Source organism: Mesorhizobium sp. M1182, from assembly GCF_040318335.1.
Lineage (GTDB): Bacteria > Pseudomonadota > Alphaproteobacteria > Rhizobiales > Rhizobiaceae > Mesorhizobium.
Window position 1 is genome coordinate 19,994 of sequence record NZ_JAMYMD010000044.1, and the last position, 25,616, is coordinate 45,609.

The 25,616-nt window shown below is 63.5% G+C and carries 21 protein-coding genes; 11 read left to right on the forward strand and 10 right to left on the reverse strand.

The window, feature by feature from the left end; all coding sequences use genetic code 11:
- Positions 1-37: 37 nt before the first annotated feature.
- The 6 genes from NKH33_RS30005 to NKH33_RS30030 form a co-directional block, all read right to left on the reverse strand.
- Positions 38-1,099, reverse strand: a complete 1,062-nt coding sequence (locus NKH33_RS30005; protein ID WP_352922936.1) for an alpha/beta fold hydrolase — start codon at positions 1,097-1,099, stop codon at positions 38-40.
- A gap of 46 nt (positions 1,100-1,145) precedes the next feature.
- Entirely contained in the window at positions 1,146-1,898 is a 753-nt protein-coding gene (locus tag NKH33_RS30010) for an SDR family oxidoreductase (protein WP_352922938.1), read from the reverse strand.
- A gap of 91 nt (positions 1,899-1,989) precedes the next feature.
- Positions 1,990-2,646, reverse strand: a complete 657-nt coding sequence (locus NKH33_RS30015; protein ID WP_502896488.1) for a VOC family protein — start codon at positions 2,644-2,646, stop codon at positions 1,990-1,992.
- 222 nt (positions 2,647-2,868) lie between these two features.
- Entirely contained in the window at positions 2,869-3,516 is a 648-nt protein-coding gene (locus tag NKH33_RS30020; RefSeq protein ID WP_352501766.1) for a cysteine hydrolase family protein, read from the reverse strand.
- A 47-nt stretch (positions 3,517-3,563) separates the two neighbouring features.
- Positions 3,564-4,100, reverse strand: a complete 537-nt coding sequence (locus NKH33_RS30025) for a hypothetical protein (protein WP_352922961.1) — start codon at positions 4,098-4,100, stop codon at positions 3,564-3,566.
- A gap of 131 nt (positions 4,101-4,231) precedes the next feature.
- Complete coding sequence (locus tag NKH33_RS30030; RefSeq protein WP_502906781.1) at positions 4,232-5,551, reverse strand: epoxide hydrolase family protein; 1,320 nt, start codon at positions 5,549-5,551, stop codon at positions 4,232-4,234.
- A 207-nt stretch (positions 5,552-5,758) separates the two neighbouring features.
- On the opposite strand from NKH33_RS30030, the gene NKH33_RS30035 reads away from it, so the two are divergent.
- Positions 5,759-8,620, forward strand: coding sequence for an ATP-binding protein (locus NKH33_RS30035; protein ID WP_352922942.1), 2,862 nt, complete (start codon positions 5,759-5,761; stop codon positions 8,618-8,620).
- A gap of 154 nt (positions 8,621-8,774) precedes the next feature.
- On the opposite strand, the gene NKH33_RS30040 is transcribed toward NKH33_RS30035, so the two are convergent.
- On the reverse strand, positions 8,775-10,307 hold the full coding sequence (locus NKH33_RS30040) for a helicase HerA-like C-terminal domain-containing protein (protein WP_352501764.1): 1,533 nt from the start codon (positions 10,305-10,307) through the stop codon (positions 8,775-8,777).
- A 275-nt stretch (positions 10,308-10,582) separates the two neighbouring features.
- Between NKH33_RS30040 and NKH33_RS30045 the strand changes: the two genes are divergently transcribed.
- From NKH33_RS30045 to NKH33_RS30060, 4 genes are all read left to right on the forward strand, one after another.
- Positions 10,583-12,025 carry a methylmalonyl-CoA mutase subunit beta gene (locus tag NKH33_RS30045; RefSeq protein WP_352922945.1) on the forward strand — a complete coding sequence of 481 codons (1,443 nt, stop codon included), beginning with the start codon at positions 10,583-10,585 and terminating at the stop codon, positions 12,023-12,025.
- A complete protein-coding gene (gene scpA, locus NKH33_RS30050) occupies positions 12,022-14,145 on the forward strand; it encodes a methylmalonyl-CoA mutase (RefSeq protein WP_352501762.1) in 2,124 nt (707 codons plus the stop codon). Before NKH33_RS30045 ends, scpA begins: the two co-directional genes overlap by 4 nt.
- Positions 14,146-14,220: 75 nt before the next feature.
- Entirely contained in the window at positions 14,221-14,451 is a 231-nt protein-coding gene (locus tag NKH33_RS30055) for an AbrB/MazE/SpoVT family DNA-binding domain-containing protein (protein WP_352501761.1), read from the forward strand.
- Positions 14,448-14,834 (forward strand): type II toxin-antitoxin system death-on-curing family toxin, encoded by a 387-nt coding sequence (locus NKH33_RS30060; RefSeq protein WP_352922948.1) that lies wholly within the window; start codon positions 14,448-14,450, stop codon positions 14,832-14,834. Before NKH33_RS30055 ends, NKH33_RS30060 begins: the two co-directional genes overlap by 4 nt.
- Here the strand turns inward: NKH33_RS30060 and NKH33_RS30065 are convergent.
- Positions 14,831-15,304 (reverse strand): GreA/GreB family elongation factor, encoded by a 474-nt coding sequence (locus NKH33_RS30065; RefSeq protein ID WP_352501759.1) that lies wholly within the window; start codon positions 15,302-15,304, stop codon positions 14,831-14,833. The genes NKH33_RS30060 and NKH33_RS30065 overlap by 4 nt on opposite strands.
- Before the next feature lie 130 nt (positions 15,305-15,434).
- On the opposite strand from NKH33_RS30065, the gene NKH33_RS30070 reads away from it, so the two are divergent.
- The gene (locus NKH33_RS30070; protein ID WP_352501758.1) at positions 15,435-16,811 is read left to right on the forward strand and encodes a TIGR03808 family TAT-translocated repetitive protein; all 1,377 of its coding nucleotides are present in this window, start codon (positions 15,435-15,437) and stop codon (positions 16,809-16,811) included.
- Here the strand turns inward: NKH33_RS30070 and NKH33_RS30075 are convergent.
- Together NKH33_RS30075 and NKH33_RS30080 are read right to left on the reverse strand one after the other, a co-directional pair.
- On the reverse strand, positions 16,804-17,808 hold the full coding sequence (locus tag NKH33_RS30075) for an asparaginase (RefSeq protein ID WP_352501757.1): 1,005 nt from the start codon (positions 17,806-17,808) through the stop codon (positions 16,804-16,806). The genes NKH33_RS30070 and NKH33_RS30075 overlap by 8 nt on opposite strands.
- A 25-nt stretch (positions 17,809-17,833) precedes the next feature.
- Positions 17,834-19,000 (reverse strand): acetyl-CoA acetyltransferase, encoded by a 1,167-nt coding sequence (locus NKH33_RS30080; protein ID WP_352922951.1) that lies wholly within the window; start codon positions 18,998-19,000, stop codon positions 17,834-17,836.
- A 220-nt stretch (positions 19,001-19,220) separates the two neighbouring features.
- On the opposite strand from NKH33_RS30080, the gene betI reads away from it, so the two are divergent.
- From betI to betB, 5 genes are read left to right on the forward strand one after another with little or no spacing between them, the layout of a single operon-like run.
- Positions 19,221-19,811: a transcriptional regulator BetI gene (betI, locus tag NKH33_RS30085; protein WP_352501755.1), complete on the forward strand. Its 591-nt coding sequence runs from the start codon at positions 19,221-19,223 to the stop codon at positions 19,809-19,811.
- The gene (betC, locus tag NKH33_RS30090) at positions 19,808-21,337 is read left to right on the forward strand and encodes a choline-sulfatase (protein WP_352922953.1); all 1,530 of its coding nucleotides are present in this window, start codon (positions 19,808-19,810) and stop codon (positions 21,335-21,337) included. Before betI ends, betC begins: the two co-directional genes overlap by 4 nt.
- Positions 21,337-22,344, forward strand: a complete 1,008-nt coding sequence (locus NKH33_RS30095; RefSeq protein ID WP_502893786.1) for a pyridoxal-phosphate dependent enzyme — start codon at positions 21,337-21,339, stop codon at positions 22,342-22,344. Before betC ends, NKH33_RS30095 begins: the two co-directional genes overlap by 1 nt.
- Before the next feature lie 3 nt (positions 22,345-22,347).
- On the forward strand, positions 22,348-24,000 hold the full coding sequence (gene betA / locus NKH33_RS30100; RefSeq protein ID WP_352501752.1) for a choline dehydrogenase: 1,653 nt from the start codon (positions 22,348-22,350) through the stop codon (positions 23,998-24,000).
- A 57-nt stretch (positions 24,001-24,057) separates the two neighbouring features.
- The gene (gene betB, locus NKH33_RS30105) at positions 24,058-25,521 is read left to right on the forward strand and encodes a betaine-aldehyde dehydrogenase (protein WP_352922956.1); all 1,464 of its coding nucleotides are present in this window, start codon (positions 24,058-24,060) and stop codon (positions 25,519-25,521) included.
- The last annotated feature ends 95 nt before the right edge of the window (positions 25,522-25,616 follow it).

The following is a 25,616-nucleotide window of genomic DNA, read 5'->3' on the forward strand; positions in this document are numbered from 1 at the left end:
TGTCGTACCTGCCGGAGGGGCGGCGCCGCGAACTCGATCACGCGTCGACCTCGACAACGGCGTCGGCAAAGGCCTGTGGTGCTTCCTGAGGTAGGTTGTGTCCAATGCCGCCCATGACTACCCGGTGGCTATATCTGCCTGAAAACATCTTGGCGTAAGCGCTGGCGTCCGGATGCGGCGCGCCATTGGCGTCGCCCTCGAGCGTCATCGTGGGCACGGAGATGACGGGTGCCTGAGCAAGCCGCTGCTCCAGTGAATCATATTGCGCCTCGCCTTCTGCCAGGCCGAGCCGCCAGCGATAATTGTGGATGACGATCGCGACGTGATCCGGATTGTCGAAGGCCGCAGCACTCCGCTCGAACGTGGGCTCATCGAAATTCCATTGCGGCGAGGCGAGCTGCCAAATCAGCCTGGCGAAATCGCGCGTATATTTCTCGTAGCCGATACGGCCGCGATCGGTAGCGAAGTAATATTGGTACCACCATTGCAGCTCGGCCTTCGGCGGCAGCGGCAGTTTGCCGGCTTGCTGGTTGCCGATGAGATAGCCGCTCACCGAGACCATCGCCTTGCAGCGTTCCGGCCACAGGACGGCGATGATGTTCGCCGTCCGAGCGCCCCAGTCGCAGCCGGCAATCGTCGCCTTCTCGATACCCAGCGCATCCATCAGCGCGACGATGTCGGCAGCGATGGCCGACTGCTGACCATTGCGCATCGTCTCGTCCGACAGGAACCGCGTCGTGCCGTATCCGCGCAGGTAGGGCACGATCACGCGGCGGCCTTTCGCCGCCAGAATGGGCGCAACGTCGACATATGTGTGGATGTCGTAAGGCCAGCCATGGAGAAGGATAACGGGCGGACCGTCGGCAGGGCCGGCCTCTGCATAGCCGACATTAAGGACACCGGCATCGATCTGCCTGGGTTCGCCGAACGAGTTCTTTGCCGTGTGCATCGCAGACGCCGTCGTCTGGTCGACTCCAATGGGCGCCGCCTTCGCTGTCGCGGTCATGCCGAGTTCGGCAAGCGTCATGCCCATTGCGGCTGCACCGATCAGGCGACGGCGGCGCTCATCGATTTTGTCGCAAACACTGATCGTGTTCATAGTGATGTCTCTTTGTGATGAGGCAATGTGCTTTGTTCCTGCGTAGTCACGAGACGAGCTGCTGGCCGCCGTCGAGGTCGTATGTCGCGCCCGTCAGCGCCGTGTTGCTCATGATGTGAACGGCGAGCGCGGCGACATCAGCCGGTCCGACGACACGTCGGATTGGCAGCGTCGCGCGCAGTTCATCGCGCCGCTTGTCGAGGTTGTCGCCGAGCAGCGACGCCGACAGTGGCGTGTCGACGAAGCCTGCGGCGATCAGGTTGACGCGTATCGGCGCGAGCTCGAGCGCGAGATTGGCGATGAGCGCGGGGAACGCGACGGTAACCGTCGAGACGATCGCGAGGCCTGGTTTTGGGCGGCGTGCGCCCGTGCCGCCCATGAATATCAGTGAGCCGGCCGACCCGACCTTGCCAGCGGCGCTGCGTGCCACATTGAGCGCGAGCAATAGGTGGTCCGTGAGATCGTGTCGTGCCTCCTCGGGAGGAATTTCGAGGGGTGAGCGATAATGGGGAGCGCCGGCAGTAACCATCACATGGTCGATCAAGTCCGGCAGATCTTGAAAGAACGACTTCAGCTGGGTCGCATCGTTGGCGTCGAAGGCGGCGGTGCCCTCAGCGCTAATCTCGCGCGCTGCTTGATCGAGGCGGTCGCGATTGCGTCCGGTGAGGATGACGCGGGCGCCTTCGGCGCGGGCACGCCGGGCGGTCTCCAGACCGATGCCGGCGCTACCGCCGATGACGACGACGGTCTGGCCAAGAAGTTCAGGTTCGCGCTGAGTGGGGATGGCTGCGGTACTCATGATTTCCTCCGATAAAGGCCGTCAGGTCGCCACGATCTCCGCAGGCCGCGGACGAATACGGCGCCAGTGTGCCGCCGTCTGGAAGCTCGTCCTACTGCGGCAGTTCCTCGCCAGACTGCTCGGCCACTATGTATTCGGCGTACCAGTCCGGCCAGTTCTCGTCACGCTGGCCGCCGGTCCGCTTCTCGTGCTCTCCGTGGGCGACCGACGCGCGCCGCATTGCGGCGGCCAGGTCGCCCTCGGAGGCGAAGCTCGTCGCCTTCGAGTCGATCCGGCCCGGAAACCGGGTGGTGATCTCCTGGAGCAGCCAGCCGTTCCCGTCGGGATCGCTGAACGTTGCAAAGGAGACGTAGCTGCGTCCCTCCGGGTCCCGACCATTGACAGCAGGCTGTCCCGGACCGGCACGGTGGAACACTTCGCTCACATCTGCACCGTGAGCGATGAGCTCGGCGCGCGCCGCTACGATGTCGGACACGATGAGATAGAGACCCTGTGTCGACCCCGGCGCGGCCGAGGTGACAGCCTTGCCGAAGTGGATCGAGCCAGGCGAGCCCGGAGGCGTGAACTGCACAACCCGGAACATGTCGCCGACCGCGAAGTCGGCATCGAGCCGCCAGCCGAGGCCCTCGTAGAACTGCTTGGAGCGGTCGACGTCTGCGACCGGAATAACGACAACCTCGAACTTCAGGTCGACGGGACGTGCGCTTGCGGTGTCGGAGGTCTTTTCGCCCTGACGGGCCGTTGCGATGTCTGACATGGTCGTTTTCTTTCCAGTTGGGTGGGACCTGGTCCTGCCCGATCGTTGCCACGTAATGACCGAGCCTGTTCTGGATCTCTCTGCTGCATGTCGGCCAGAGCCAAGTTCTCTTCGACGTATTTTGACGCGTCGAGCGCACGGAAACGGTCCGCCGGAGTGCAGAGTGAGATGCGCACGGTTGGCCATTCCCTCGCGTGTGAGATCGATCATCACCTACGCCTCGGCGGCCGAGGTCTGCACGGCAGAAATCGAGTCGATGATTTGGTCTGTCGTGACAATCGCGCTGGCGTAGTTCGGCATGTTGATGTCGAGAGCCGCGTGCATCTCCTCATCCGAGTAGTCTGCCGTCGCGTCCCTCACCATGGTTACGTCGTAGCCGAGCTCGGCGGCGAAGCGAACGGTCGCTTCGACGCAGGTGTGTGCGATCAGTCCGATGACAATGAGTTTCTGGATTCCGTGCCTTTTCAGCTGCAGATCCAGATCCGTATTGGCGAACCCACTGGAACACCAATGTTCGGTCGCGACAGTTTCGCCTGGCTTGGGCTCGAACTCGGACCGAATCTCGCCGCCCCAGGTGCCGTATTCAAAGCTCTTGCTCTTCCATGCTCTCTTCTGGACGGGCGCGACGTAAGTCCATGTCTCATAGTCGCCCGGACGGTATCGATGATGCATTGCATAGAAGACGCGAAGCTTAGCTTGACGCGCGGCATTCAGGACTTGCAGCATGTGAGGCACGCAGCCGTTCGCCTCTGCGACAGCCCGGATGCGGGGCCATATCTTGCCCCCATCGGAAATGAAGTCGTTGTACGGATCGATCACCAGAAGTGCGGTGACCTCCCGGTCATGTGCGTGCCTCGTCATTGTGCCTCCTCCATGGAGCGGCTACATCACAAGAAAGATGCTGCCGCTCAGTTCCTGAGCGCGGCTCGTTCGATGCTGGCCGCAAAAAGCGGCGTCTCGCCCTTGTTGTGAGCGATCGACATGGGCTGGCGCTGTGACCGAAGCACCTCGAACGGGATGCCCTGGCGCTCGAAGAAGGCCATGAATTCCTTCGTGGCCCAGGACCGGACGTGGTTGGTAAACTCACATCGGCGACTGTCGATAGCCTTGACGCTCAGCTCCCAACGCACATGGATCGTGGTGCGGCCCGTAGGCGTGAAGAGGTCTGAAACCGACTCCAGGATGAGGTGATCCTTGCGGCCAAGCGTCTCGACATAGTGTTGCACCATCAGGCTGCCGCCGATGATCTCGACATTGATCGACATGCGCTTGCCATCCGGCGCCGTCGTGAAACCCGCCGCTATGTGGGCAGGCGAACACCCCTGATATTCATATTCGGACAGCGCGAAGCACCAGTTGGGAATGTCGATCTTCTCGATCGGCGCGTTGATGATAGCCGTAAAGCTTGAATCGACGATTTCATGGTCCTCGACGGGGGCTGCCATCTTCGTGATGGGTTCGTGCGATGCGGAAGAGTGCGCGATTGCTGACATGGCGTTCTCCTTTGTCCCGGGTTCAATCGGGTTGCCTTGGACAGTCGAGCAGGTGTGACTGCAAGCGGAACCCTGTGAGGGGTTCAGATTTGCTGGCGCAGCGGACGAAATGCCGTCCGGAGTTCGGCGGTGAAGGCCGCGGGCTGCTCCCAGGCTGCGAAATGGCCGCCCTTGGGGAGCCGGTTGTAATGGATAAGCTTCGGATACGCCTTTTCAGCCCAGGTCTGCGGCGCCTGGTAGATCTCGTCCGGGAAGGCGCTCACAGCGACCGGGATCTTGATGCCCCTGGGGTCGAAGAAGCCTCCCGTCGGGTGGTGCGCGTTGTCCCAGTAAAGACGCGCCGAGGAGATCGCCGTGTTGGTCAGCCAGTACATCGTGACATTGTCCAGGATATCGTCCTTCGTCAGCCCTTCCGGCTGCCCGTCGAAGACGCGTGCGATCAGCTCGTAGCTGCGGATGTCGTGGTCGAGCATCCAGGCTGCGAGACCAACCGGCGAGTCGACGATGCCGTAGAGCGTCTGCGGGCGATTGTTCATCTCGATCGCGTAGCCCAGCCCGTTCTTGTAGAAATCGTCGAGCTGGTCCCAGGCGCGCTTCTCGTCGGGCGAGAGGCCGGCGGGCGCCCGGCCGCCGGCGGCAAGCGCCTTCGAGATGTCGGCGGGCACGGTGGCAGCCATGTTGGTGTGGATGCCAAGCAAGCCCGGAGGCTCTTGCAGCGCCATCGTCTCCGACACGGCGTTGCCCCAGTCGCCGCCCTGCGCGACGTATCTCGTGTAGCCGAGACGCTGCATCAGCGTAGCCCACGCCTTGGCGATACGGGCAGGGATCCAGCCAGGTGCCGTCGGCTTGCCGGAGAACCCATAGCCCGGCAAGGACGGGATCACCACGTGGAACGCATCCGCCTCGGTCCCGCCGTATGCAGTTGGATTGGTGAGTGGCTCGATGACCTTCAGCTGCTCTATGATCGAGCCAGGCCAGCCATGCGTGACGATGATTGGCAAGGCATTCTCATGCCTGGAGCGGACATGGATGAAGTGGATGTCCAGCCCGTCGATCTCGGTGATGAACTGCGGCAGGGCATGGAGCCGGGTCTCCATCTTGCGCCAGTCGTAATCCGTCGCCCAGTACTTCGCGAGCTTCTGCATTGTGGCGAGCTGGACGCCCTGGGTGTCGTCGGCCACATTCTCCTGGTCCGGCCAGCGGGTCGCGGCGACGCGTCGGCTAAGCTCGTCGATTTCCTCCTGAGGAAAGCTGACCTTGAAGGGCCGGATCGCATCGCCCGCGGCTGCGGCGACCGATGGGAGCAGGCTGGCAGTACCTACGGCGGCTATGCCCATTGCGGCCGTGCTCAAAACCAGGCGGCGGTCCTGATCGATTACTTCGGGAGTCTTGGTCGTATTCATGGGTCTCTCCTCGGGGGGTGCTCGGTGCTGCCGAAAACTTACGCCCGCAGGACGAGAATCGCCCGTTATGTGTTGTGAGCCCCCTGTTAGTGGCTGTCAGCGCTGGTGGCTCCGGGCAGCGGGGTCCTGCCACCGTTCGCTATGGTGCAGGTGTTGTACTTGACTTAGACTATCGGCTTGGTGGCGGGCGGCTCCGAGAGAAGCGCCATGACGATAGTGGCAGGTCAGGCCAAGGACGGACTGTCGTTCGGTCCTTTCCATCTGGTTGCGAGCGAAAGGCTCGTCACAAAAGACGGCGCTCCCTTGGCGCTGGGCTCGCGTGCACTGGACATTCTCATTGCCCTGATCTCCACGCCGAATGAAATCGTCGGCAAAAAGGATCTGATGTCGCGGGTTTGGCCCGATGTCGTAGTCGAGGAAGGCAGCCTGCGGTTTCACATGACCAGGCTCCGCAAGGCGCTGGGTGACGGAAAGGACGGCGCACGATACATCGCGACACTACCAGGGCGGGGTTATTGCTTCATCGCGCCCGTCTCGCAGATCGGCGGTCCGCGCGATGAAGAGCCTGCAGCTGCCGCCAGTTTTCCGCACGCGAATCTTCCGAGCCGCTTGGGCCGAATGGTTGGCCGGGACGACGACGTTCTCCAGCTGTCGGCTCGACTGAATGCGTCGCGCTTCGTCACAATCGTTGGCGCGGGCGGCGTCGGCAAAACCACCGTCGCGATCGCGGTCGGACATCACCTCATTGACGCCTTCGCGGGCGCTGTGCTGTTCGTCGACCTGGGAATGCTCGGCGATCCCGACCTGGTGACGACAGCCGTTGCCTCCATGCTTGGGCTGTCGGTTCAATCGAGTGACGCGACGCCCAATCTGATCGCCTACCTGCGCAACAAGCGGATGCTTTTGATCCTCGATACCTGCGAGCATCTCGTCGATGCGGTGGCGCCTCTGGCCGCAAGCATCATCGACGCGGCGTCGCAGGTCCACATTCTGGCAACAAGTCGCGAAGCGCTTCGGGTCGAAGGCGAGCATATCTACCGATTGGATGCCCTTGCCTGTCCGCCGGACGACCCAAGGCTTACGGCGGCGGTTGTCCAGACGTTCCCGGCCATTCAACTGTTCGTGGAGCGCGCGGTGGCAAGTGGCGCGCGCTTGGATGTCAGCGATGCGGAGGCCCTGATCGTCGCAAGCATCTGTCGAAAGCTTGACGGTGTGGCGCTTGCAATCGAGTTGGCGGCCCGGCGGGTCGAGTCTTATGGATTGCAACAAACCGCCGCGCTTCTCGATCAACGTCTGACTTTGCTGTGGCTGGGATCGCGGACCGCGCCACCGCGTCAAAAGACCCTGCAGGCCACGCTGGATTGGAGCTTTGGGCTACTTACCGACCTGGAGCGCGCAGTGCTTCGCAGGCTCGCTGTATTCCTTGGCCATTTCACGCTCGATGCGGTCTTGGAAGTCGTCACAAGCGCTGCCCTCGACAGATCGACGGTTCTTAATGCCATGGATAGTCTTGTTGCCAAGTCGATCATAGCGACGCGCCCGCTCGGAGCGATGATGCGCTATCGGCTCCTGGATACCACGCGCGCCTACGTCCTCGATATCAGCATAGATGACGCCGAGGCCGCCGATCTGGCGGTGCGCCACGCCGCCTACTATCGAAGATGGCTTGAGCAAACAGGTATCGAGTGGCCAGGTCTGGCGACCGGCGAGGAGCGGGCTCCTCACTTCGCCGCCATCAACAATGTGCGGGCCGCTCTGGAATGGTGCTTCGGCGAGGGCGGAAACGCCGATATCGGCATCGGACTTGCCACTGCTGCCGCGCCTGTTTTCCTGGCGATGTCCTTGTTGCCGGAGTGTCATCGCTGGTCAGAACGCGCGATATTCGCTCTCGACGATGCCGCTCTTGGCGGACTTGACGAGATGCATCTCCAGGCAGCCTTGGGTGTGTCCCTGATGTTCATGCGGGGAGGGCGTGATGCGGCGCGCGTCGCCCTGGAGAAAAGCCTGGCGATCGCCGAAGAACGCGGTGATACGTTGGATCAAGTGCGCCTGCTGGGTCCGCTCAACATGTTCCACCTGCGGACAGGCAACTTCGTGACCGCCCTCCAGTTTGCAAAACGCTGTTCAGCCATAGCCGCGACCCTGGAGGATCCGGTCGCGATTGCGTTGGCGCATACCATTCTGGGGATATCGCTTCACCTTCGTGGTGACCTGGCCGAAGCCCGCGCGGAGCTTGAGGCAGCGCTGGATCGTGGGCCACGCTCTCAGCGAACCACAACGGTCTATCTCGGTTTCGAGGGCAAAATCCTGGCCAAGGCTATCCTGGCGAGGAACCTTTGGCTGCAAGGCCATCCGGACCAAGCCATGGAACGTGCTCGACAGGCCGTCGAAGAGGCCGCCGCCATGGACCACTCGCTGACTCTGGCGATCGCCCTGATCTGGGGAATATCGGTGTTCCTGTGGGCCGGGGAACTGGAGAGCGCGGAGGCACACATCGACATGCTGATTTCCCGCGCCGAGTCCCATTCCATGGCCCCTTATCTGCTGGTCGGTCGGGGATTCAAAAGCGAAGTCGCAATCCGGCACGGGGATGCGACAGGTGGGGTCGGGGGCCTCCAGAGTTCTCTCCAAAAGCTCCACGCAGCACCTTACGAATTGCTCACGACCGAGCTCAACCTCTCGCTGGTTAGAGGACTATCCGCGATCGGTCAGGTCGACGAAGCAGCCGCGCTGATCGCTCATTCAGTTGGTCAAGTCGAAAAGAACGGTGACCAATTGTACCTTCCGGAGTTGCTGCGGATGAAGGGAGGCCTTCTTCTCCAACAACTGTCGGGACGCAATCGCGACGAGGTCGGCGCATACCTAATGCAGGCACTGGAGTTGAGCCGGAGTCAGGGCGCGCGGGCATGGGAGCTGCGAACCGCAATTGACATGACAACGTTGATGGCCGCGCGAGGCGAGATCGACGGCGCTCGCGAGCTCTTGCAATCGGTTGCGGAGCATTTCGTAGAAGGCGCGAGTACGGAAGATTTGAAGGCTGCCGCGCGCCTGTTGGCGACGCTGAACTAGCTACCGCCGATACGCGTTTACACTTTTGCAGACGGTCCGACGGCAGCTATGGGCGCATAGCCGCCGTCCGCTGTCCTTCAGATCTGGCCACCGGCACTTGATGTGCAAGACAGAATTTGCCAACACAGATGCCCGCCCTTCGGTGCGATGCCCCTCACCTGCCCCTGGACAAGCTCCCCAAAATCCCGCGGACGATCGCCCGTCCGACCGACGAGCCGACCGAGCGCACGATGGATTTGATCGCCGCCTCCGCAACGGTCTGACGGTTGGAGGGGCGCGGCGCGCGGCGGCCGCCGGTCGGCTGGGGATCGTCATTGCCGAAGCCGGGAATGGTCCAGCGCGAACGGCCGCTTTCCTGTTGCTGCGCCTGTGCCTCCTGGGCGTCCTTGGCCTTCTTCTGCAGCATCTCGAACGCCGATTCGCGGTCGATGGTCTGATCGTATTGTCCCGCAACCGGGCTCTCGGTGATCAGCTTGCGGCGCTCGTCGGGCGTGATCGGGCCAAGGCGCGATGACGGCGGGCGGATCAGCGTTCGCTGCACCATGGACGGCACGCCCTTGGCTTCCAGCGTCGAGACAAGCGCCTCGCCGGTGCCGAGCTGCGTGATCACGGTTGCGCAGTCGAAGTCGGGATTGGGCCTGAACGTCTCGGCCGCCGTCCTGACGGCCTTCTGTTCGCGCGGCGTGTAGGCACGGAGTGCGTGCTGCACGCGGTTGCCGAGCTGGGCCAGCACCGTTTCAGGGATATCCAGCGGATTTTGCGTGACGAAATAGACGCCGACGCCCTTCGAACGGATCAGCCGGACCACCTGCTCGACGCGGTCGACCAACACCTTCGGCGCGTCGTCGAACAAAAGATGCGCCTCGTCGAAGAAGAAGACCAGCTTCGGCTTGTCGGGATCGCCGACCTCGGGCAGTTCCTCGAACAGCTCCGACATCAGCCACAGAAGGAACGTCGCATAGAGCCGCGGATTCATCATCAGCTTGTCGGCGGCGAGCACGCTGATGGCGCCGCGTCCATCGCGCGTGGTGCGCATAATGTCGGATATCCGCAATGCCGGCTCGCCGAAGAAATTGGCAGCGCCCTGCTGCTCCAGAACCAGCAGCGTGCGCTGGATCGCGCCGACCGAAGGTTTCGTCACATTGCCGTAGCGGGCGCCGATCTCTTCGGCGCGGTCGGCGATGTTGGCCAGCAGTGACTGCAGGTCCTTCAAATCGAGCAACAGAAGGCCTTCCTCGTCGGCGATGCGGAAGGCGATGTTCACAATGCCTTCCTGCGCCTCGGAAAGGTTCATCAAGCGCGACAGAAGCAGCGGCCCCATCTCCGAGATGGTGGCACGGATCGGGTGGCCCTGCTCGCCGAACAGATCCCAGAAGATGACCGGGAATTCCTGGAACTCATAGGGATCGAGCTTGACCTGCTCGGCCCGCTTGACCAGGAAATCCTGCGTTGTGCCCATCATGGCGATACCCGACAGGTCGCCCTTGATGTCGGCGCAGAATACCGGCACGCCGGCATTGGAGAAACCCTCGGCCAAAATCTGCAGGGTCACCGTCTTGCCGGTGCCGGTCGCGCCGGTGACCAGGCCGTGACGATTGCCATATTGCAGCAAAAGCTGTTCGGGCCGCTGATAGCTGTCGTCCGGCTTGCGGCTGGCCCCTATGAAGATGCTGGTATCGTCGGCCATGTGTGCGGTCTCCGCAAACCTATAGGGTTGAATGCCCTGATCCCTTGAAGAAAAGGGAACCCCGCCGCAGGTATAGTGAGGCCGTTGCGCAGCGACAATGGGCGTTGTCGAAAATGGCTTTTGGAGCTTGCGGAGCCTGCCCATGTTTGGCAATCGGTTGACGGTCACAATCACGGAAGGCGTGTTGCACGGCATGTGTGCTGCATTGTGATATCGGGCCGGGGACCGTAGACTGACATAGTCGGCCGCTGCGGCCGCTAGAACGAGGAGAACCGATGGGCGCCGGTGCCTTGACCCAGGATGCCGAACTTCCGAACGCCGACCGGCAACGATGGCTGGCGCTGGCGGAGAAGGCGCTGGCCGGCGGGTCCTTCGAGGAAAAGCTCGTCTCGCATACGGACGACGCCATCCGCATCGAGCCGCTCTATGAGCGTTCGGTAACCGCCGAGCCTGTCGTGCGCGCCAACCCGGGATCACCGTGGATCGTCAGCCAGCGCATCGACGATCCGGACGTAGGCCGCGCCAGTGCGCAGGCGCTGGAAGACGTCGCGCAGGGTGCCACCGGACTGTCGCTTGTCTTCGAGGGTGCGCCGAACGCCTTCGGCTATGGCTTGCCGAGGACGGCGGAGGCGCTGGAGGGCGTGCTCGACGGCGTGCCGCTCAACCGCATCCAGATCCGCATCGACGCCCATCCCTGGAGCCGTGCCGTGGCCGACTGGCTGGTGGCGTTTTTGACCAAGCGCCGCTCCGACCCGGCAAAGCTCAACCTCTCCTTCGGCATCGATCCGGCGGCGATCTTTGCCGGGACCGGCAGGCTGCGCATGTCGATCGAGGCTTTGCAGGCTTCGATGCCGCAGTCGCTGGCGCATTTCTTTTCGATGGGTGTGCCCGGCGTGCTGCTGGAGGCCGACGGGCGGGTATTCCACAATGCCGGCGCCACCGAGGCGCAGGAGCTTGGCACCATGCTCGCCTCGGCCGTCTCCTATTTGAGGCTGTTCGAGAAAGCGCGCCAGCCGCTCGTCTACGCGGCGCCGCATATCGGTTTTGCGCTCAGCGTCGACCAGGACCAGGTCGTTTCGACGGCCAAGGTCAGGGCGTTGCGCAGGCTGTGGGCGCGTGTCCAGGAGGCCTGCTCGATACCGCCCTCCACCGCCAGCATCCATGCCGAAACCTCCTTCCGGATGATGACGGCGGCCGACCCGGAAACCAACATCCTGCGCACCACCATCGCCGCTTTCGCGGCTGCCGCCGGCGGCGCGGATTCGATCGCCATCCTGCCGCACACGATCGCGCACGGCCTACCCGCGGGTTTTGCTCGCCGCGTTGCCCGCAACGCGCAACTGATCATGGCCAATGAAAGCCATATCGACCACGTGGCCGATCCGGTTTGCGGTTCGGGCGCCGTCGAAGCGCTGACTGCGGAGCTCTGCGCGGCGGCCTGGCAGGAATTCCAGCAGATCGAGGCGGAAGGCGGCGTGCTGACCAGCCTTGAGCAAGGGCACATCCAGAGGCGCGTCCAGGCAGCTTCCGCCCGCCGCAACACAGCCTACCAGGCCGGCGAACGGGCGATCGTCGGCACGACGCTGCACCCGTCGAAGACCGAGCGTCCGGTCGAGACGCTGGCGGCTGAGCGGCGGCCTGCCTTCACCGAAGGCGTTGCGGTATGCGAGCCGCTATTTCCGATCCGCATCGATCAGTCGATCGGAGCCGTACCATGATCCCGGATTTCAGCCAGATCGCCTGGTCGCCGCCCCGGCGGGCGCCGGTCGAGATCAAAGGCCAGCGGATGACGCCGGAAGGCATTGCCGTCAAGCATCTCTACAACCAGGGCGATCTCAAGGGCTTGCCACATCTCGATACCTATCCGGGCCTGCCGCCTTTCGTGCGCGGCCCCTATCCGACGATGTATGTCCAGCAACCCTGGACGATCCGGCAATATGCCGGCTTCTCGACTGCCGAAGAGTCCAACGCCTTCTACCGTCGCAACCTTGCCGCCGGCCAGAAGGGCCTGTCGGTCGCCTTCGATCTCGCCACGCACCGCGGCTATGACAGCGACCATCCGCGCGTCGCCGGCGATGTCGGCATGGCCGGCGTCGCCATCGATTCCATTCTCGACATGCGCCAGCTGTTCGACGGCATACCGCTTGACGAGATGACGGTATCGATGACGATGAACGGCGCGGTGCTGCCGATCATGGCGCTCTATATTGTGGCGGCGGAGGAACAGGGCGTTGCGCAGAAGGACCTCACCGGGACCATTCAGAACGACATCCTGAAAGAGTTCATGGTGCGCAACACCTACATCTATCCGCCAAAACCTTCGATGCGGATCGTGTCGGACATTTTTTCCTACACGTCGAAGCACATGCCGAAGTTCAATTCGATCTCGATCTCCGGCTACCACATGCAGGAGGCGGGAGCGACGGCGGACCTCGAGCTCGCCTACACGATTGCAGACGGTATCGAATATGCCCGCGCCGGCGTCGCGGCCGGCCTCGACATCGACCGTTTCGCGCCGCGCCTTTCCTTCTTCTGGGCGATCGGCATGAATTTCTTCATGGAAGTCGCCAAGCTGAGAGCAGCGCGCCTTTTGTGGGCCAGCCTGATGCTGAAGAACTTTTCGCCGAAGGACGAGCGCTCGCTGTCGCTGCGAACCCATTGCCAGACTTCGGGCTGGTCGCTGACGGCGCAGGATCCCTACAACAACATCATCCGCACCATGATCGAGGCGATGGCCGCCACTCAAGGGCACACGCAGTCGCTGCACACCAATTCCTTCGACGAGGCAATGGCGCTGCCGACCGACCATTCGGCCCGCATCGCCCGCAACACACAGCTCATCCTGCAGAAGGAATCCGGCACGACGCGCATTATCGACCCGTGGGGCGGCTCCGCCTATGTCGAACGGCTGACACATGATCTGGCGGCGCGTGCGCTTGCGCATATCGAGGAGGTCGAGAGGCTCGGCGGCATGGCCGCGGCGATCGAAAAGGGTCTACCGAAGCTGCGCATCGAAGAGGCTGCCGCGCGCACCCAGGCGCGCATCGATTCCGGCGAACAGATCGTGGTCGGTGTCAATGCTCACCGTCCCGGCACGGACATCGAAGTCGACGTGCTGAAGATCGACAATGCCGAAGTCAGGGCGCGGCAATTGTCGAAGCTGCAGCGGCTGAAAGGCACGCGTGATGTCGCTGCCGCCGAGAGCGCGCTCGATGCGCTTACCCGTGCTGCCGGGAGTAACGGAAACCTGCTGGAATTCGCCATCCGGGCCGCACGCGCCAACGCCACGGTCGGCGAGATTTCGCTGGCGCTGGAAAAAGTTTTCGGCCGCCATGTCGCCTCGGTGCAGACGATCTCCGGCGTCTATCGCAACGCGCTCGGCGACAATCCGGTGGTCGACCGGCTGCAGGACAAGATCGTCGCGTTCGAGGAAAAGTCCGGCGGCAAGCCGCGCATTCTGGTCGCCAAGATGGGGCAAGACGGCCATGATCGCGGCCAGAAAGTGATCGCCACCGCCTTTGCCGACCTAGGCTTCGACGTCACCGTCGGGCCGATGTTCCAGACTCCGGACGAGATCGCCAGGCTGGCCGTCGAGCATGACGTGCACATCGTCGGCGCCTCGTCGCTGGCTGCGGGCCATTTGACGCTTATTCCCGAACTCAAGCATGCGCTGAAGAAGCTCGGCCGCGACGACATGCTGATCGTCGCCGGCGGCGTCATTCCACCGCAGGATTACGACGCAGTCCGGCAGGCAGGCGCCACTGAAATCTTCCCGCCCGGCACGGTTATCCCCGAAGCGGCGGAGCGGCTGATGGACCGGCTGCTTAAGGTCGGCTGATGCGCTGTTGTTATAATGTCTGTTGCAACAGAAACACGGTTGGTTATAATCAGCGTTGCAACAGGATGTCTCACCATGAACACGACCATTCGCAAGATCGGTAATTCCGAAGGCGTGATCCTGCCGAAGGAAATTCTCGACCGCATGAACCTGAAGGCCGGCGACAGCATCGTCATCGTCCAGGAGGGCGATGAGCTTCGCCTGCGCCGCACCGAGGACACTGCCGAAGAATTCGAGCGCAAGATGAAGATCGCGCGCGAGCGGATGAAGAAGTACGAGGTTGCCTACCGCGCGCTCGCAAAATGACCGAGCATCATTCGAGGGAGTTCGTGGAGGCGCTTCACGCCGAGCAGTTGCGCCTTCACGGAGGAGCAGCGGGAATCCGCGATCAAGGAATGCTGGAGTCGGCGCTTTACAGGCCGCAGCAAAGAGAAATCTATGGCGAGCCCGATCTCTGTGAACTCGCAGCCGCCTATCTTTTCGGCATTGCCAAGAACCATCCATTCGTCGACGGCAACAAGCGCACGGCTTTTGCGGCGGGCGATCTGTTCCTTTATTTCAACGGGCTGAGCATCGAAGCCGAGCAGGCGGACATTATTCAACTGGTCATTATGGTCGCCGCCGGCGAAATCGACGAGGCCGGCGCCTCAGCGTTCTTCCGCGATCATGTCGTCAAGCTCGAAGACTAACTGTCGGAGAGCTTGACGATCTCCCATTCCTTGCCATTGACCACGGCAACTTCGCCGACCTTCTTGCCGAACAAGGCCATCGCCATCGGCGACATATGAGAAATTGTCCCCTTAGCGGGATTGGCTTCGTCCTCGCCGACGATCTTCCAGTGCACCTTCTTGCCGTCGTGGCTTTCCAGCGTGACGCCCATGCCGAAGCGAACCATGTCGCTGCCCGGTTCCGGCACCGAAAGCTCGGCGCTTTCGCGCCGCGCCGTCCAGTAGCGGAGATCACGCGACACCAGCGCGATGCGCTCGCGGTCGGCCCTCTTTTCGGCTCTGCCCAGTTCGTCGCGCAGAGCGGCCACCTCCGCATCGATCAGCGTCAGGCCGCGTTCCGTCACCAGATTGCGGTGATGACTGATCGGCCGCTCGCCGATGCCGGCGATGGCGTTTTCGCTGTCTTCCTCGCGGGTGAAAGCCCTGCTCATTTATCGAACTTATGCCTGACGCGACGACTCCACAAGCCGTAGCCGGCGAACCGACGTCGGAGCCGATCCGGGCCGATCCTGTCTGGCACGAATCCTGCGGCGCGACGTTGAACGCAAGGAATCTGTGCCGATGTTGAACAGACGAACGCTGCTTGCGCAGACCGCCGGCTTTGCCGTCATGGGGCTTTCGCTCGGCAAGGCAGCGGCGAAAAACCTTCCCGGCATCGAGAAAGCCGCGATGCGTGGCGCGATCAACGCGACCGAGCTCGGCGTCCGGCCCGGTGCGCTTGACGATCAGAGCAAGGCTTTCACCAAGCTGCTGCGCGACGCGCACGACCGCGACATGCCGGTGTTCCTGCCGCCGGGGATCTATATCGTTTCCAACCTGTCGCTGCCCGGCCGGGTGCGCCTGTCCGGCGTGCCGGGCGCATCGCGGATCGTCTATGGCGGCAATGGCCATCTCATCATGGCCGACCAGGCCGAGCATATCGAACTCAGCGGGCTGGTGTTCGATGGCTGCAACCGCTGGATGGGCGACTACACGCAAGGCCTGCTCGATCTGCGCCGCATCGCCCATCTGGTCGTCGACAATTGCCAGCTTACCGGCAGCGGCAAGAACGGTCTGGCGCTCGAGCACGCCTGGGGCCGAATCCAGCGCTCGGAGATATCCGGTGCGGCCGATGCCGGCATCTATTCGGTCGAGGCCGATGGCCTGGAAATATCAGGCAATAGCGTCTCCGACTGCGCCAATGGCGGCATTCTCGTGCACCGCTGGCAGGCGGCTGAAGACGGCACCATCGTCAGCGGCAACCGGATCGAGCGCATCCAGGCGCGCAGCGGCGGAGCCGGCCAGAACGGCAACGGCATCAATGCGTTCCGCGCCGGCAACGTCATCATCTCCGGCAATATTGTCTCGGACTGCGCGTTCTCGGCGATCCGCGCCAACACTTCCAGCAATTTGCAAGTCACCGGCAACACCTGCTCGCGTTCGGGCGAGACGGCCGTGTATTCCGAATTCTCGTTCGAAGGCGCCGTCATCGGCAACAACATCGTCGACGGCGCCGCGAACGGCATTTCGATCGTCAATTTCAACGAGGGCGGCCGCATGGGCGTGTGCTCCGGCAACATCGTCCGCAATCTGTCGACCAGCGGCCCCTACCCTGCCGACGCGCCCGGCTTCGGCGTCGGCATTAGCGTCGAGGCCGACACCACCGTTTCCGGCAACGTCATCGAGAATGCGCCGCTCTACGGCATGCAGATCGGCTGGGGACCGTTCATGCGCAATGTGGTCGCCACGGGAAACGTCATCCGCAAGGCGGGGACCGGCATCGTCGTCACTGTGGTCGAAGGTGCCGGAACGGCAATCATCTCCGACAATGTCATCGACGGAGTCCAGAACGGCGCGATCGTCGGCCAACGCTGGGCCGAGCCGGTGACCGGCGACCTCGCTGCATCAGGCAATGCCGGCTATGCGCATTTGACCGTCGAGCGCAACCACGTCAGTTGAAGGTGGCCGTCGGCCGGAGCGCGCCAACCTTGGCGCCGATCCGGCTCTCGATAGGCGGATTTGCCTGTTCGGTCAGTTTCGCTGCGAGCGCCTGGTCGGCTTGCAAAAGCTTAGCCAGCACGGCCGCGACCATCACTTCAGCGGCGCGGCCGGCGCCATCGTCGCACTTCAGCGCGATGCCAAGGCCAAGCTCCGGAAGGGCTGCACAAAAAACACCTTCGGCGCCTCCCTTGACGAAAATCCGGCCCGGTGCGGCGTCCATCATCGCGACATCGGACCTGCCCGTGCCGGCGACGAAAAACGGCTCGGCCATGCAGGCGGAAAGCAGCCGCTTCGCCGCCCGGGCGCGCACCGGCTCGAACCCGGCACCTGTCGCCATGCGGGCAAAGCCAAGGGCAAAGCTGCGCAGCGGCACGGCATAGGTCGGAATCGAGCAGCCGTCGGTGCCGCGGTGATCGGCGTCATGGGCAGCACCGGTCACCGCCTGCATCGCTTCGCGCACCATCTCCTGCGAGGCATGGCCAGCCTTGACGTAACCACGATGGGCGATGCCGCTGTGAACGCAGGTGCAGAGAAAGCCCGAGTGCTTGCCGGAACAATTGTTGTGCAGCGCGTTCGGCACGCTGCCGGCGCGGGCAAGTGCCAACGTCGCTCCATGGCTCGACGGCCAATGCGCGCCGCATTCGAGTGCCGTCTCGTCCAGGCCGGCCTTCGCCAGCATGGCGCGCGCCAGCTCGACATGTGGCGGCTCGCCGGAATGCGAGGCGCAGGCCAGCGCCAGCTCCCGATCACCGAAGCCGTAGGCATCGGCAGCGCCGCTCTCGACCAGCGGCAGCGCCTGGATCGCCTTGACCGCCGAACGCGGGAACACCGGTTGTGCCGTGTCGCCGATCTCCCAGACAGGCTTGCCGTCGGCGTCGAAGACGGCAACAGCGCCGCGATGGGCACTCTCGACGATTGCGCCGCGCAAGACTTCGACCAGAACCGGATTTGTCATGTCACCTCCCGCAATGCGGGCGGGTTTATCTGATCCGGTCAAGAATGGAAACGTAGTTGGCGACCGCGGCACCACCCATGTTGAAGATGCCGCCGAGTTTTGCTCCCGGCACCTGGATGCCGCCCGCCTCGCCGACAAGCTGCATGGCGCTCAGCACATGCATCGATACGCCGGTGGCACCGATCGGGTGGCCCTTGGCCTTCAGTCCACCGGACGGATTGACCGGCAGCCTTCCGTTTTTCGCCGTCTCGCCATCCAGGGCCAGCTTGGCGCCCTCGCCCGGCTTTGCCAGGCCCATCGCCTCATACTCGATCAGTTCGGCGATGGTGAAACAGTCGTGCGTCTCGACGAAGGACAGGTCGCCGAGCGTCACGCCCGCCTGCTTCAGCGCCTGGTTCCACGCCTGCTCGCAGCCTTCGAAGGCGAGAATGTCGCGCTTCGACATCGGCAGGAAATCCTGCACATGCTCATTGGCGCGGAAGGCGACGGCGCGGCGCATCTTCAGCGCCGTGGCCATGTCGGCAAGGACAAGCGCGGCGGCACCGTCCGACACCAGCGAGCAGTCTGTGCGCTTCAGCGGACCGGCGACGAAGGGGTTTTTTTCGCTTTCCTGCCGGCAGAACTCGTAGCCGAAATCCTTGCGCATCTGCGCGTAGGGATTGTCGACGCCGTTCTTGTGGTTCTTGGCGGCGATCATCGCCAGCGCATCCGACTGGTCGCCGTAGCGCTGGAAATAGGCTTGGGCGATCTTGCCGAAGACGCCGGCGAAACCTGCCGGCGTGTCACCGTCCTCCGGCAGATACGAGGCCTTGAGCAGGTTCTTGCCGATCTCGGGACCGGGCGTCGTCGTCATCTGCTCGGCGCCGACCACCAGCACGATACGGGCGGCATTGGCGTCGATGGCGCGGATGCCTTGCCTGACCGCCGCCGAGCCGGTGGCGCAGGCGTTCTCGACGCGGGTCGCCGGCTTGAAGCGCAGCCGGTCGTCGGCCTGGAGGACCAGGCTCGCGGTGAAATCCTGGGCGGAAAACCCGGCGTTGAAGTGGCCGAGCACGATCTCGTCGACGTCATCTGGACCGATGCCGGCATGATCGAGCGCCTCGACTGCCACCTTGGTGATCAGGCCCTCCAGCGTCTCGCCTTCGAGCTTGCCGAAGCGCGAATGCGCCCAACCGACGATGCATGCTGTCATGGCGATCTCCATCCTGTGGACCGGGGCTACGCGATACTGCGCGCGCATCAGCATTGTTCAAGCACCGTTCTGCCGGCCTCGCGAAGGGGCCAGAACCGCACAATCGCTTGATCTTGATGATCTGGTCATAGTGCCTGGCTTTTGCCAGCAAATCAGGGTGGATTTTTGTTGATTGATGCGTCAATAAAAAATAATCTTGCCCCAATAGGCCGGAGCAAGAATGCCGAAACTCGGAATGGAGCCGTTGCGCCGCAGGGCGCTAATCGATGCAACGATCTCGGCGATCGGCGAGCGCGGTTCGCTTGATGTGACGATGTCGGAAATCGCCGGGCGCGCCGGCGTGTCCTCGGCGCTTGCCCACCACTATTTCGGCGTCAAGGACGAATTGCTGTTGGCGACGATGCGGCACATCCTCAGCGAGCTCACCGCCGATACGGGCCGTGCACTTCGCGCGGCCGGCACGGCGCGCCAGCGCGTCTCGGCGGTGGTTGCGGTCAATTTTTCCGACATCCAGTTCCAGCCCGAAACGATCGCCGCCTGGCTCGCCTTCTATGTCGAGGCGCAAAAATCGGCAGCACTTCGACGGCTGCTCAAGGTCTATGCGCGGCGGCTGCATTCCAATCTGCTCAGCGGGCTGACCGGCATCCTGCCGAGAAGCGAGGCCGATCGGGTCGCCGAAGCGACGGCGGCGCTGATCGACGGGCTCTATATCAGGCGCGCGCTGAAGGACGGTCTTCCCGATGCCGCGACCGCGATTGCACTGGTCGAGGACTATCTCGAAACGAAGCTCAGCGGACGGCAGAAGCAGTGACATCCAAGCGACCCAACATCCTGATCGTCATGGTCGATCAGCTCAACGGAACGCTGTTTCCGGATGGGCCGGCGGACTTCCTGCACGCGCCGCATCTGAAGGCGCTCGCCGCGCGTTCGGCGCGTTTTTGCAACAATTACACGGCCTCGCCGCTCTGCGCGCCGGGCCGCGCCGCATTCATGAGCGGCCAATTGCCGTCACGCACCGGGGTCTATGACAACGCCGCCGAATTCGCGTCTTCGATCCCGACCTTCGCCCATCATCTGCGCGCCGCAGGTTATCACACCTGCCTATCCGGCAAGATGCATTTCGTCGGTCCGGACCAGTTGCACGGCTTCGAAGAGCGGCTGACCACCGACATCTATCCGGCTGATTTCGGCTGGACACCGGACTACCGCAAACCCGGCGAGCGCATCGACTGGTGGTATCACAATCTCGGCTCCGTCAGCGGCGCCGGTACTGCCGAGATCACCAACCAGCTGGAATATGACGACGAGGTCGCCTTCCATGCGGTGCAGAAGCTTTATGATTTTGCCCGCGTCTCCGACGATGCCGCACATCGGCCCTGGTGCTTGACGGTCTCCTTCACCCATCCGCACGATCCTTACGTCGCACGGCGGCAATACTGGGACCTCTACGAGGACTGCCCGGCGCTCGAGCCCGAGGTCGGCTTTATTCCTTACGAAAGGCAGGATCCGCATTCGCAGCGGCTCTACCGCGCCAGCGACTATGACAGCTTTGACATCACAGCGGAGCAGATCCGCCGCGCGCGCCGTGGCTATTTCGCCAACATCTCATATCTCGACGACAAGCTCGGCGAATTGATGTCGGTGCTCGAGCACACGCACATGCTCGACGACACGATCATCCTGTTCTGCTCGGATCACGGCGACATGCTCGGCGAGCGCGGCCTGTGGTTCAAGATGTGCTTCTTCGAAGGTTCGGCGCGGGTGCCGCTGATGATCGCCGGCAAAGGCATCGCCGCCGGGCTGATCGACACGCCGGTCTCCAACCTCGACGTGACGCCGACGCTTTGCGACCTCGCCGGCATCGACATCAGCGCGATTGCGTCGTGGACCGACGGCCAGTCGCTGCTGCCGCTGCTGAATGGAAAGAAGCGCTCCGCGCCGGTGCTGATGGAATATGCCGCCGAAGGCTCGAACGCGCCGATGGTGGCGCTGCGCGAGGGCCGTTACAAATTCATCCATTGCGAGATCGATCCGCCGCAACTGTTTGATCTTGAATCGGATCCGCTGGAATCGACCAACCTCGCCGCCGATCCGGCCAATGCGGCTTTGGTGGCCGCTTTCACCGACAAGGTGCGGGCGCGCTGGGACATGGCGGCGTTCGATGCCGCGGTGCGTGCCAGCCAGGCACGCCGCTGGGTGGTCTACCCGGCGCTGCGCAACGGCACCCATTATCCCTGGGAATTCCAGCCGCTGCAGAAGGCATCGGAGCGCTACATGCGAAACCATATGAACCTCGACCTGCTCGAAGAGCAGAAGCGCTTTCCGCGAGGCAAATGATGGCAGACCGTCTCGTCCCCTCGCTCGACCATCTCAGGCAGGCCTATGCCGTCACCTCCAAGGCGACGCAGATCACGCCGCTCCTGGAATCGGCGGCACTTGCCCGCGAGACCGGCGCCGCCCGCGTCTTCGTCAAGGCCGAATCGCTGCAATGGGCAGGATCGTTCAAGGTGCGCGGCGCCTACTGGCGGCTGAAGAAGCTCTCGCCTGACGAAACCAAAAAGGGCGTCGTCGCCTATTCCTCCGGCAATTTCGCGCAGGGGCTGGCGGCGGCGGGCCAGGCGCTTGGCATTCCCGTCACCATCGTCATGCCGATCGACGCCCCTGCCGCCAAACGCGATGCCACGTCGGGGTATGGCGCGCGTGTCGTGCTGACCGACCATGGCGAGCGCGCGCGTGAGGAAGTCGCCGCCGCCAGAGCGCGTGAGATCGCCGCCAGCGATGACCTGGCCCTGCTGCACCCGTTCGACGATCCGGAGATCGTCGCCGGCCAGGCCGGCGCCGGACTGGAGGCACTCGACCAGCTCACCGCCAGGCAAGTGGAGGCCGATCTCTTGTTCTGTTCGGTCGGCGGTGGCGGGCTGATAGGTGGCGTTTCGCTGGCCTTCCACTATCTGTCGCCCGCCACAGAGATCATCGGCGTCGAGCCGGAAGGTTTTGACGGCATGGGCTCGTCGCTCGCGCATGGCGCCATCGAAACCATGCCGATCGGGCCGAAATCGATCTGCGACGGGCTGATGTCGCGGCGGCCCGGCGACGCGCCGTTCGCAGCGGTGACGACCGCCGGCGTTCGCGGCGTCACTGTCGATGATGCGTCGGTGCGGCGCGCCATGCACATTGCCTTCGAGCGGATGAAGCTGGTGCTTGAGCCATCCGGCGCTGCCTCGCTGGCGGCGGTGCTCGGCGGCAAGGTCGACATAACCGGCAGGACCGTTCTGGTGATGGCAACCGGCGGCAACGTCTCGCTCGCCGATTTCATGGCGCATATGAACCATGGGCGCATATGAACCATGCTTGAAGCGGATTTCGTCATCATCGGCTCCGGCTCGGCCGGCTCGGCCATGGCCTACCGGCTGTCGGAGGACGGCAAGCATTCGGTGATCGTCATCGAATATGGCGGCAGCGATATCGGGCCGCTGATCCAGATGCCGTCGGCGCTGTCGATCCCGCTCAATATGAGCCTTTACGACTGGGGCTTCGTCAGCGAGCCGGAGCCGTATCTCGGCGGCCGCGTGCTGGCGACGCCGCGCGGCAAGGTCATCGGCGGCTCATCCTCGATCAACGGCATGGTCTATGTGCGCGGCCATGCACGTGACTTCGACCATTGGGCCGAACAGGGTGCCGCCGGCTGGGGCTTTGCCGACGTGCTCCCCTATTTCAAGCGCATGGAGGACAGCGCAGGCGGCGAGAATGGCTGGCGCGGCCACGGCGGCCCGCTGACTGTGCAGCGCGGCTCGAGGACGAACCCACTCTACGGCGCCTTCGTCGAGGCGGGCCGCCAGGCCGGTTTCGAGCTGACCGACGACTACAACGGCGCGAAGCAGGAAGGCTTTGGGCCGATGGAGCAGACCATTCGCGGCGGTCGCCGCTGGTCGGCGGCGAGCGCCTACCTCAGGCCGGCACTCAGGCGGAAAAATGTCAGTCTGGTCAAGGGTTTCGCCCGGCGGGTAATCATCGAGAATCAACGCGCCACCGGCGTCGAGATCGAAGTGCGCAAACGGATTCAGATGGTCAGAGCGCGGCGTGAGGTGATCGTTGCGGCGTCCTCGATCAACTCGCCCAAGATCCTGATGCTATCCGGCATCGGCCCCGGCCAGCACCTTAGGGAGAACGGCATCCCGGTGATTGTCGACCGGCCCGGCGTCGGTCGCAATCTGCAGGACCATATGGAACTCTACATCCAGCAGGAATCGACGAAGCCGATCACGCTGAACTCGGTGCTGAACCCGTTCTCGAAGGCGCTGATCGGGGCACAATGGCTGTTCTTCAAGTCCGGCCTCGGCGCCACCAATCATTTCGAGGCGGCCGCCTTCGTACGCTCGGGCGCCGGCGTCGACTATCCCGATATCCAGTATCACTTCATCCCGGCCGCGGTCCGCTATGACGGCAAGGCGGCGGCCAAGGCGCACGGCTTCCAGGCGCATGTCGGGCCGATGCGGTCGAAGTCGCGCGGTTCGGTCACGCTGCGCTCGCCCGATCCCAAATCGAAGCCGGTGATCCGCTTCAACTACATGTCGCATCCGGACGACTGGACGGAGTTCCGCCACTGCATCCGGCTGACCCGCGAGATCTTCGGGCAAGCGGCCTTCGATCCGTACCGCGGCAAGGAACTGTCGCCGGGCTCGCATGTACAATCGGATGAAGAGCTCGACGCCTTCATTCGCGACCACGCCGAAAGCGCCTACCACCCTTGCGGCACCTGCAAGATGGGCCGTGCCGACGATGCGATGAGCGTCGTCGATCCGGAATGCCGCGTCATTGGCGTCGAAGGGCTTCGGGTCGCCGATTCCTCGATCTTCCCGCGCGTCACCAATGGCAATCTCAACGCTCCGTCGATCATGACCGGCGAGAAAGCCGCCGACCACATTCTCGGGCGTACGCCGCTGCCACCTTCCAACCAGGAACCATGGATCAATCCGCGCTGGCAGGTGTCGGACAGATAGGCCATGATCCGGCGGACGCACAGTCCGCATGCCGCGACAACGATTTGGAGAACAGTCATGCGCGCCCAGCCAACGGCATCGCATTATGTCAACGGCCGCTATATCGACGACGAGCGCGGCGCAGCGCTGCCGGTTATCTATCCGGCAACCGGCGAGACCATCGCCATGCTGCGCTCGGCGACGCCGAACGTGCTGGAGCTCGCGATCGAGGCCGCGCGTGCAGCACAACCGGCCTGGGCGCGGCTGAAGCCGGTCGAACGCGGCCGCATCCTGCGCCGCGCCGCCGACATTTTGCGCGCGCGCAATGCCGATCTGGCGCGCATCGAGACGCTGGACACTGGTAAACCGATCCAGGAGACGCTGGTTGCGGACGCCCCGTCGGCGGCCGACTGCCTGGAATATTTCGGCGGCGCCGTCGCCGCCTTTAATGGCGAGGCCGTGGATCTCGGCGGACCCTTTGCCTATACCAGGCGCGAGGCGCTCGGCGTTTGCGTCGGCATTGGCGCCTGGAACTATCCGATCCAGATCGCCGGCTGGAAATCCGCACCCGCCCTCGCAATGGGCAATGCGATGGTTTTCAAACCATCGGAAAACACGCCGTTATCAGCGCTGGCGCTCGCCGAAATCTATACCGAGGCCGGGCTGCCCGACGGGCTGTTCAACGTGGTGCAGGGTTTTGGCGATGTCGGCGCCGGCCTTGTCGGCCACGATGTCGTCGCCAAGGTCTCGGTGACCGGCTCGGTGCCGACCGGCCGCAAAGTGCTGTCGCTCGCCGGCTCGAAGATGAAGCACGCGACGATGGAGCTCGGCGGCAAGTCGCCGCTGATCGTCTTCGAAGACGCCGACCTCGAAAACGCCATCGGCGGCGCGATGCTCGGCAATTTCTATTCGACCGGCCAGATCTGCTCCAACGGCACGCGGGTCTTCGTGCAGAGCGGCATCCATGACCGTTTCGTCGAGAGGCTGACCGAACGGACGAAGAAAATCCGCATCGGCGATCCGCTCGATCCGGACACGCAGATGGGGCCGCTGGTCTCGAAGGCGCAGCACGACAAGGTGGTCTCTTACATCGAGGCCGGCAAGCAGGATGGCGCGGTGCTCGGCTGCGGCGGCAACGTGCCTTCGCTGCAGGGTTTTCAGGGCGGCTTCTTCGTCGAGCCGACGGTGTTCACCGGTGTCGTCGACACGATGCGCATTGCCCGCGAGGAGATTTTCGGGCCGGTCATGAGCGTGCTGAAATTCGACAGCGAGGACGAGGTGATCGATCGCGCCAACGACACCGAATTCGGCCTCGCCGCAGGCGTGTTCACGCGAGACCTGGCGCGCGCCCATCGTGTCATCGCCGAACTGCAGGCCGGCACCTGCTGGATCAACGCCTACAATCTGACGCCGGTCGAAATCCCCTTCGGCGGCTTCAAGCAGTCCGGCATCGGCCGCGAGAATTCGCTCGCGGCATTGGCGCTCTATTCGCAGCTGAAGTCGGTCTATGTCGAGACCGGGGATGTCGCCAGCCCGTACTGATCCTTGGGCGCCGTGCCGTCCAGATACTGCGTCAGCGCGCAGACGAGATGATAGAAGATGCTGGCCGGCACCTCGCTCGCCAAGGAGCGGCCACG

Excerpts from the sequence above, each read along its gene's own strand:
- NKH33_RS30005 (WP_352922936.1), bottom strand. The coding sequence starts at position 1,099 with ATGAACACGATCAGTGTTTGCGACAAAATCGATGAGCGCCGCCGTCGC.
- NKH33_RS30010 (WP_352922938.1), bottom strand. The coding sequence starts at position 1,898 with ATGAGTACCGCAGCCATCCCCACTCAGCGCGAACCTGAACTTCTTGGC.
- NKH33_RS30020 (WP_352501766.1), bottom strand. The coding sequence starts at position 3,516 with ATGACGAGGCACGCACATGACCGGGAGGTCACCGCACTTCTGGTGATC.
- NKH33_RS30025 (WP_352922961.1), bottom strand. The coding sequence starts at position 4,100 with ATGGCAGCCCCCGTCGAGGACCATGAAATCGTCGATTCAAGCTTTACG.
- NKH33_RS30030 (WP_502906781.1), bottom strand. The coding sequence starts at position 5,551 with ATGAATACGACCAAGACTCCCGAAGTAATCGATCAGGACCGCCGCCTG.
- NKH33_RS30035 (WP_352922942.1), top strand. The coding sequence starts at position 5,759 with ATGACGATAGTGGCAGGTCAGGCCAAGGACGGACTGTCGTTCGGTCCT.
- NKH33_RS30040 (WP_352501764.1), bottom strand. The coding sequence starts at position 10,307 with ATGGCCGACGATACCAGCATCTTCATAGGGGCCAGCCGCAAGCCGGAC.
- NKH33_RS30045 (WP_352922945.1), top strand. The coding sequence starts at position 10,583 with ATGGGCGCCGGTGCCTTGACCCAGGATGCCGAACTTCCGAACGCCGAC.
- scpA (WP_352501762.1), top strand. The coding sequence starts at position 12,022 with ATGATCCCGGATTTCAGCCAGATCGCCTGGTCGCCGCCCCGGCGGGCG.
- NKH33_RS30055 (WP_352501761.1), top strand. The coding sequence starts at position 14,221 with ATGAACACGACCATTCGCAAGATCGGTAATTCCGAAGGCGTGATCCTG.
- NKH33_RS30060 (WP_352922948.1), top strand. The coding sequence starts at position 14,448 with ATGACCGAGCATCATTCGAGGGAGTTCGTGGAGGCGCTTCACGCCGAG.
- NKH33_RS30065 (WP_352501759.1), bottom strand. The coding sequence starts at position 15,304 with ATGAGCAGGGCTTTCACCCGCGAGGAAGACAGCGAAAACGCCATCGCC.
- NKH33_RS30070 (WP_352501758.1), top strand. The coding sequence starts at position 15,435 with ATGTTGAACAGACGAACGCTGCTTGCGCAGACCGCCGGCTTTGCCGTC.
- NKH33_RS30075 (WP_352501757.1), bottom strand. The coding sequence starts at position 17,808 with ATGACAAATCCGGTTCTGGTCGAAGTCTTGCGCGGCGCAATCGTCGAG.
- NKH33_RS30080 (WP_352922951.1), bottom strand. The coding sequence starts at position 19,000 with ATGACAGCATGCATCGTCGGTTGGGCGCATTCGCGCTTCGGCAAGCTC.
- betI (WP_352501755.1), top strand. The coding sequence starts at position 19,221 with ATGCCGAAACTCGGAATGGAGCCGTTGCGCCGCAGGGCGCTAATCGAT.
- NKH33_RS30095 (WP_502893786.1), top strand. The coding sequence starts at position 21,337 with ATGGCAGACCGTCTCGTCCCCTCGCTCGACCATCTCAGGCAGGCCTAT.
- betA (WP_352501752.1), top strand. The coding sequence starts at position 22,348 with ATGCTTGAAGCGGATTTCGTCATCATCGGCTCCGGCTCGGCCGGCTCG.
- betB (WP_352922956.1), top strand. The coding sequence starts at position 24,058 with ATGCGCGCCCAGCCAACGGCATCGCATTATGTCAACGGCCGCTATATC.